This window comes from Ilumatobacter nonamiensis YM16-303, assembly GCF_000350145.1.
In the GTDB taxonomy this organism is placed as follows: Bacteria; Actinomycetota; Acidimicrobiia; order Acidimicrobiales; family Ilumatobacteraceae; genus Ilumatobacter_A; species Ilumatobacter_A nonamiensis.
This window is the reverse complement of the sequence record NZ_BAOL01000037.1, coordinates 37,199-44,474: the sequence shown is the minus strand read 5'-3', so window position 1 is coordinate 44,474 and position 7,276 is coordinate 37,199. Positions and strand designations below refer to the sequence as shown.

At 68.9% G+C, this 7,276-nt stretch carries 6 protein-coding genes; 1 reads left to right on the top strand and 5 read right to left on the bottom strand.

Going from position 1 to position 7,276, the window contains the following annotated elements; all coding sequences use genetic code 11:
* The first annotated feature begins 339 nt into the window (after positions 1 to 339).
* Positions 340 to 1,767, top strand: coding sequence for an HNH endonuclease signature motif containing protein (locus ON45_RS05010; RefSeq protein WP_158412195.1), 1,428 nt, complete (start codon positions 340 to 342; stop codon positions 1,765 to 1,767).
* A gap of 123 nt (positions 1,768 to 1,890) precedes the next feature.
* On the opposite strand, the gene ON45_RS05005 is transcribed toward ON45_RS05010, so the two are convergent.
* Genes ON45_RS05005 through ON45_RS04985 form a run of 5 tightly spaced genes read right to left on the bottom strand, consistent with a single transcriptional unit; the run spans position 1,891 to position 7,274 of the window.
* Positions 1,891 to 3,189, bottom strand: coding sequence for a DUF58 domain-containing protein (locus ON45_RS05005; protein WP_040492439.1), 1,299 nt, complete (start codon positions 3,187 to 3,189; stop codon positions 1,891 to 1,893).
* 47 nt (positions 3,190 to 3,236) lie between these two features.
* Entirely contained in the window at positions 3,237 to 4,262 is a 1,026-nt protein-coding gene (locus ON45_RS05000; protein WP_083914363.1) for an AAA family ATPase, read from the bottom strand.
* Positions 4,259 to 5,554, bottom strand: coding sequence for a DUF4350 domain-containing protein (locus ON45_RS04995; protein ID WP_040492437.1), 1,296 nt, complete (start codon positions 5,552 to 5,554; stop codon positions 4,259 to 4,261). Before ON45_RS04995 ends, ON45_RS05000 begins: the two co-directional genes overlap by 4 nt.
* A complete protein-coding gene (locus tag ON45_RS04990; protein WP_148288532.1) occupies positions 5,554 to 6,279 on the bottom strand; it encodes a DUF4129 domain-containing protein in 726 nt (241 codons plus the stop codon). Before ON45_RS04990 ends, ON45_RS04995 begins: the two co-directional genes overlap by 1 nt.
* A gap of 11 nt (positions 6,280 to 6,290) precedes the next feature.
* Complete coding sequence (locus tag ON45_RS04985) at positions 6,291 to 7,274, bottom strand: hypothetical protein (RefSeq protein WP_148288531.1); 984 nt, start codon at positions 7,272 to 7,274, stop codon at positions 6,291 to 6,293.
* Positions 7,275 to 7,276 lie beyond the last annotated feature (2 nt).

Sequence of the window (7,276 nt, the reverse complement as noted above, 5' to 3'; positions counted from 1 at the left end):
TCACCGAACCGAGCTTCTGGGGACACCGCTCGCCCACCTGACAACCACGTCGCGGAGGCCACATCGAGGCCGGCGGGACCTGTCAGATCCCCGGTCGCGCGCATCGGCGCCGAAGTCTGCTGGAGTGTTCGCTCAGTCGTCTGGAAGGAGCAGGCGCGACCAGCTCTCGGCAAGCCATCGTTCGTAGCGCCTTGGTGTCCAGCCCCGTTCCTCGGTGAGCAGCACATAGACCTCGGCGCTGTTGGTGGCCCAGATGCTGTCTGCGGCCTCGGCGATGGAAAGTCCCGAGCGAATCGCTGCATGGTTGCATGTCGAACGTGTGTTCGTTATACTGTCGTCATGCTCAGCGATCTCGTCGAAGAGTTGGTCGGTTTGTCCGATGCAGCGCTCGACGAGCGGATCCGTGCCAACGAATCGGAGCGGCGACGACTCGATGCGGAGTTGGCCGCTGCGGTGGCGGTCGCCGACCACCGGCGCCTGTACGCGGCCGACGGTCATCGATCCATGGCTGCCTATCTGCGGGCCACCCTCAACTACTCGACGGGTGAAGCGTCGCGCCTCCGCTCGCTCTCCCAGGCCGTCGACCGGATCGACGGCCTGGGAGACGCCTGGTCGGGCGGACACATCGGTCGATCCCAAGCCACCGAGTTCGGGCGCATCCAGAGCAATCGCCGGGTTCGGGATCAGGTCGGACCGTTCGCTCCGATGCTCCTGGAGCAGGCCGAACAGCTCCCGCATCGCGAGTTCGTCGCCTGCGTCGACCACTTCATCCGGACCGCCGACACCGACGGCTCCCACCACGAACGGGACGAGCAGATCGAACACCGCGACGCACACGTGTCCGAGGTCGGCGGCACCCTGAAGGTCGACGCCCACGGCGGAGATCCGCTGGCTGCCGCGGAAGCGATCTCGATCTTCGAGCGATTCGTCGAGGCCGAATTCCAGGCCGATCTCGCGGCCCGCCGCGCCGAGCACGGCGATGCCTCAGACGGGTTCGACCTCGCACGCACTCCCAAACAGCGCCGGCACGACGCGCTCATCGCGATCTTCCGAAGAGCAGCTGCGTCGGACACAGCGACCGGTGCGAAGACCGATCCGCTCGTGAACATCCTGATCGATGCCGACACGTGGGCCCGTCTGTTCGCCGACAGCGGGCTCGCGGCCACCACGGACCTCGACGGGCATCGAATCAACCCGTTCACCGGATCCACCGACCCCGCCGATCTCCTCGACGCCCTGTCCGTCGATCCCGACACCCGCTGCGAAACGACTCGCGGTCAACAGCTCCATCCACACGACGTGCTGCGCGCCGCGCTCTCGGGCCACGTGCGCCGAGTCGTGGTCGACACTGCGGGCACCGTGATCGACCTCGGTCGGAAGTCTCGAGTGTTCACCGGATCCGCACGCCAGGCAGCGAAGCTGCTGATCACCGGCTGTGAACATCCCGGCTGCGCGCTGCCTGCCGACTTCTGCCAGGTCGACCACGCCACCGGATGGGTCGACGGCGGCCGAACCGACCAGCGGAACACGGCGATCAGATGCGCCGGCCACAACAACGACAAACACCGGCACCGATGGCGATCGCGACGAGCCACCAACGGGCGCACCTTCACCATCCGCGCCGATGGAACGATCATGTTGCCCGTCGGTTGCCGGCCACCCACGTTCGCGGCGACCGACGACCATCCCGAGATGCCTGATCCGATCGAACTCGAACGCATCCGTCGCCACGTACTCCAGCGACTCGCCCGACCACTCGCGTCCTGAATCACGTCGCCGTTTCGGCCCGGCGCTCGACGTCGAGTCGCCGTCAATTCGTCGCGGGAGCCAGCCTCGAGCGGCGACGTACATCGCCTCGATGCCCGCAGCGCGGCCTGATCCGGGCCGGTTCTACAGGCGACCCCGGGCCTTGAGTTCGAGGTAGCGGTCCACGACGTCGGTCGCCAGGTCGCCGGGCCGGGAGTCAACCACGATCGCTCCTGTCGCCGAGAGCTTCGCGATCGCCCGCTCCCGCGAGTTCAATGACGCGACGGCCGCCGCCGAGCGAAAGGATTCGTCGACACCGTCGTGGCGCGTCGCCGACGCCCAGTCGGACACGTCGGGATCGCGGACCGCCGCGATCAGCACCAGGTGCGTTCTCGTCAACGTCGGGAGAGCGGGGAGCAGCGAATCCACCACGATCGACTCCACGAGATCGGTGAACACGACGAACAACGACCGTCGCCGGAAACGTGCTGCAGCGGTCGTGAACGCGGTGCGGTAGGCACTCTCGTCGTACTGCGTGTCGAGCAGGTACATCGCCTCGGTGACCCGCCCGAACTGCGCTTTGCCGTTCGACGCCGGCACGATCCCGCGCACCTGGTTGTCGAAGGTGAGCAGGCCGATGTTGTCCCCGATCCGCGTCGCCACCTGGGTCAATCCGAGCACCGCGTCCATCGCGTGTTCGACCCGCGGCGCGCCGCCGACCGTGCCGGCCATCACGCGTCCGTTGTCGAGGAGTGCGACCACGTGCTGATTGCGTTCGGCACGGTATTCACGCACGATCGCCTTGGGCTGCCGGGCGGTCGCCGCCCAGTCCACGCGGCGGATGTCGTCGCCCGGTCGGTACTCACGCAGTTGGTCGAAGTCGGTCCCGGTACCTCTGGTGCGCACGCTCCGGATTCCCGTTTCGAGTGGGATCCGCATTCTCGTGAGCATCGCGTCGCGTGACGGGTACGCCGGGAGCACCGCGAGCGAGCCGGAGACCGTGCGGGTCTGCTGGCGTCGGACCATCCGCAGCGGCCCGAGCGTGCGGATGGTGACCGCTCCGAAGGGGAAGCGTCCCCGACGAAGCGGTTCGATCGTCGCGCCGAAGCGGTGCTGCCGATCGGCGGCCAGCGCGAACTCCGAGAACCGTCGGCTCGCCTGCAGGCTCGGCCACAACGCGTCGGCGACCGACACCCGGACCGCCCGCCCGGCCCGGTTCTGGACCAGCCACCCCAACTCGCCCCGCTCACCGAGGGTGAGCGATGCCGGGAACTCCCGCACGACCTCGATCCCACGCGGGTGGGGGGCGGCGAAGAAGTCCCCGACCGCGAGCAGCACGATTGCGCCGAGCACCAACGCGACGACCCACCAGTCGGTCGGCCGGATGATCGCGAATGCGAGCGCGGGCAGCACGATCACGAGCGCGGCCCAACCGGTCGGCACCGGGACACTGCGCGGTCCCCGCGATCGGTCGGATGGGGCCATCGCGGTCAGCGGGGGGTCGGCACCGTGGCGAGCAGCCCGTCGAGCACGCTGTCGGCCGCCGTGCCCTCGAGTTCGAGCTCCGGGCGAACCAGCACGCGATGCCGCAAGCACGGTTTGGCGATCGCCTTCACCTCGTCGGGCGTCACGAACGAACGGCCCGACAGCCAGGCCCAGGCCTTCGACGCGTGAAGGAGCCACGTCATGCCGCGCGGCGACACGCCGAGTTGCAGCGACGGCGACTCTCGGGTGGCGCGGCCGAGCTGCACGATGTAGCGCAGGATCGCGGGCTCCACGGTGATCCGATCGATCTCGCGACGAGCGGCGGCGAGGTCGGCCGGGCCCGCGACCGCCTGCACGAGATCGGACGTCGCGTGCGGGTTCATTCCGCCGTGGTGGCGCTGCAGCATGTCGTTCTCCTGCTCCTCGGTCGGATAGCCGACGACGAGCTTGAACAGGAACCGGTCGAGCTGCGCCTCGGGCAAGGGGAACGTGCCCTCGTACTCGATCGGGTTCTGCGTCGCGATCACCAGGAACGGCTCCGGCAGCGGATGCGTGGTCCCCTCGATCGACACCTGCCGCTCCTCCATCGCCTCCAACAGCGCCGCCTGCGTTTTCGGAGGAGTGCGGTTGATCTCGTCTGCGAGCAACAGGTTCGTGAAGACCGGCCCCTCGCGGAACCGGAACTGGGGAGCCTGACCCGGAACCTGGTCGAGTACCGACAAGCCGACCACGTCGGACGGCATGAGATCGGGCGTGAACTGGACCCGGGTGAACTCCATGTCGAACGCGGCGGCGAGAGTCTTGGCGAGCAGCGTCTTGGCCACGCCGGGAACGCCTTCGAGCAGCACGTGCCCGTTGACGAGCAGGGCGGTGATCACACCGCTCAGCACGCCCTGCTGGCCGACGATCACCTTGCCGACCTCGTCGCGGACGTCCATCACCGCGCGGCGCGCTGCGGACTCGCCCGACGACGAGGTGGACATCGATGCAGACGTCGGTGGCGGTGCGAGTGGGTTGCCGGGTTGGTTCATGAGCTGGTCACCCTTTCATCGATGACGTGATCGGAGGTGGAGTCCGGATCGGAGGTGGACGCGCGATCGGCAGCACCGTCGCCGAAGACCTGGACGCGAACGCGGTCGATCGCCGTCGTCAGTTCGGCGAGTCCCGCGCGGGTCGCAACCGTGCTGCGCAGGAGCCCTTCGATCTCGCCCGCTGACGTCCCCGAACGGTTCGCGACGGCGCGATCCAGGTCGGCCAACGACGCCCCGAGCGCAACGCCGTGGGAGCGACACAGGTCGCGATGGAGTTGCTCGAGGAGCAGCCATCCCGCTCGCGACGAATGACCGGCGCGTTCCATCAGGTTGCCGGTGGCCTCCACGAGTTCACTTCCGGCGATCGGCGAGCCGAGTGGCTCGCTGACGATCCGCCCGACTCGCGAGCTCCGCGAGATCGCGAACACCACGAACGCGACGGCGCCGAGCACCAGCGACATCCACACCCACGTCGGGACCAGGTCGCGCAGGCTCTCGTCACCCGAGCCGACTTCTTCGACGCGTGCGCTCACGCCATGTCCGGTGACGAAGGTGACGTCGGCACCACGCTCCGGAACCAGCAGGGCGACCATGACCCCGGCGTTGTCGGCGTACCGCAGGTACTGGTTGGTGAACGCGTCGTTGTCGCCGAGCCCGACGATCGCACCCTCGCCGACGTCGCGTACGACGGCGAACGCCGCCGACGTCTCGCCGAGACCACCCGACCCATCGGTGAAGCACCGGAGCTCATCTGCTGCAACCGGGAGCAGCACGCCGTCGGGCACGAAGACGCCGCGCAACTCCGCCAGCACCTGCATGGTGCAGTCGCCGGTGCGGACGTTGGCCTCCGCGTCTGCGTCCCGTCGGACTCGTGACTCGCTACCCGTGACCGGAACGGTCCCGACGGCGTCCTCATCGCCCGTGCCGCCGTGGAGTCCGCTGGTCGGGTCGGCAACCACGACGACGCCGCCTGCGGCGGCGAAATCGAGGACTGCCTCACGCTGTTCGTCGTCGAGCCGATCGTCGAGGATCAGAATGCGCGTGCGGTCGACGTCGTCGGCGGTGGGGACGTCGCCCGTGTCGGTGACGTCGGCACCCGACTCCTCCAGCGTGAGGACCAGTCCACGCGCACCGTTGGATTGGCCGGACCGCGGGTCGTAGGGTTCGGGCGCCGGCCGAGCGCGCACCAGAATCAGCACGACGAGCGCCATCACGACGACGAAGATCACCGCGGCCACGGACTTGACGCCCGCCGATGCCGTGCCCTCTCCCGATGCCGCCACGCGCGCCATCAGCCGCTCCGTCCCGCACGGGAGCCGGCGAGCACGGTGCCGAGGACCGCGGCCTGCGCAGCGAGGAATCGGTCGTCGTCATCGCTCGTGACCACCCCGTCGTCGAACCACGCGACGTCGAAGGTGTCCGCAGCAACATCGAACGCTTCCGCGACGTCACCGTCCGCATCGCCGCGCCCCTCCGCGATCTGCGCGACCTGATCACGCTCCTCGCCGGACGTGCGGCCCGGGATCTCGTCGACGTATCCCGCCCGGGCGAGGTCGCCGACGAGCGCGCGATACTCACAGCGGATCGAGTCGCGGAAGCGGCCGGAGTCGCGATGTTCCGCTGCGAGCCGGCGCCAACGCCCGGGCGGGGTCTCGCGGTCGATGACCCGCACGTCGATCGGTTCGTCGATCTCCTCGTCGCGGTCACCCCCGTTCACCTCGTCGTCCCCGCCGTCGACGTCTCGTCCGTCCCACCACCGGTACACCAGCCACGCGATCGCGAGCACGAGCGCCACCACCAGGACCCCGACGAGGAGTTGGCTCAACACCCCGATGCCCTCGGCCGGAGGGCTGAACTCGGGAAGGTTCGGTTCGGGGAGATCGATCGGGTCGGGTTCGGGCGGGTTGCAGACCTGCGACGTGGCGGTCGCTTCACATGCCGCATCGCGTGCCTCATCGGGATCGACATCGCTCGGGCCGAAGGGACCGACGAACCGCGAGACCGCGACCGCCGTCATCGCCGGGATGTTCACGGTGCCGGCTGTTCCGTGGATCGGGACCCGAACGCCGAGTCCGCTTCGATCACCAGGTCGAGCCCCTCACCAGCGATCCGGATCTCGACGTACACCTGTGCCGTGGCCAACGCGATCAAGGGGACGACGATGAGCACGACGAGTTGCAGCATCACGCCCTGCACGATCGGCGTCGCCCCGCCGAGCGAGATGAATCCGGTCGCTTCGAGCAGCGGGACGAGTGTTCCGATTCCGAGGCCGAGCAGTCCGGCGAGCAGGGTCGCGAGCAGAACGAACAGCACGCAGACCCCGAAGCGCAGCCGAGCCAGGCGCCAGCTCCGCTTCGCCGCCGCGAACGGACCGAGTCCCTCGCCCACCATCGCCGGGACGACCAACAGCGTGGCTGCAGCGGAAACCCAGCAGAGGAGTGAGAAGAAGAACAGCCACACGCCGACGTGCTCGGGCTTCGCGGTCACGACGATCAACGCCATCAGTGGGAACCACCAGTGGGTGAGGATCCAGGCCGCGAAGAGCGCCGGGAGACGCCGACCGGTGAGGCCGAGCGCCCGCCCCAGTGACGCGCGATTGCCGAATCGCTCCCCCAGCAGGATCAGCGAGGCGAAGTGCCCCACGACCGCAGCGAGGAAGCTGGCGAACACCGCGGCCGACCACACCGCGAGGTCCTCGATCCCGCCGCCGGTGTCGTTGCCGAGGAAACCGGGCAGGTCGGAGTCGGTTGCACCCAGCTGGTCGAATCCCACGATCGTGACCCAGACATTCAGCGCGACGGCGGGCACGAGGATGACCGTCGCCCCGATCAGCACGTCGCGCATCCGGCGCTGGAACACGTCGCCCCCGCCATCGAGTGCAGCGAGGACCGGACCGCGGGATCGGCGGAGGCGGAGGCGGGGCGCCGGGTCGGCCACCGGAGCCTGAGCCCGAGCCGACGGGGTGACGGCGGGGACGTCGAGCCGCTCCCATGCGTCGTGCTTCGCCGTCATCG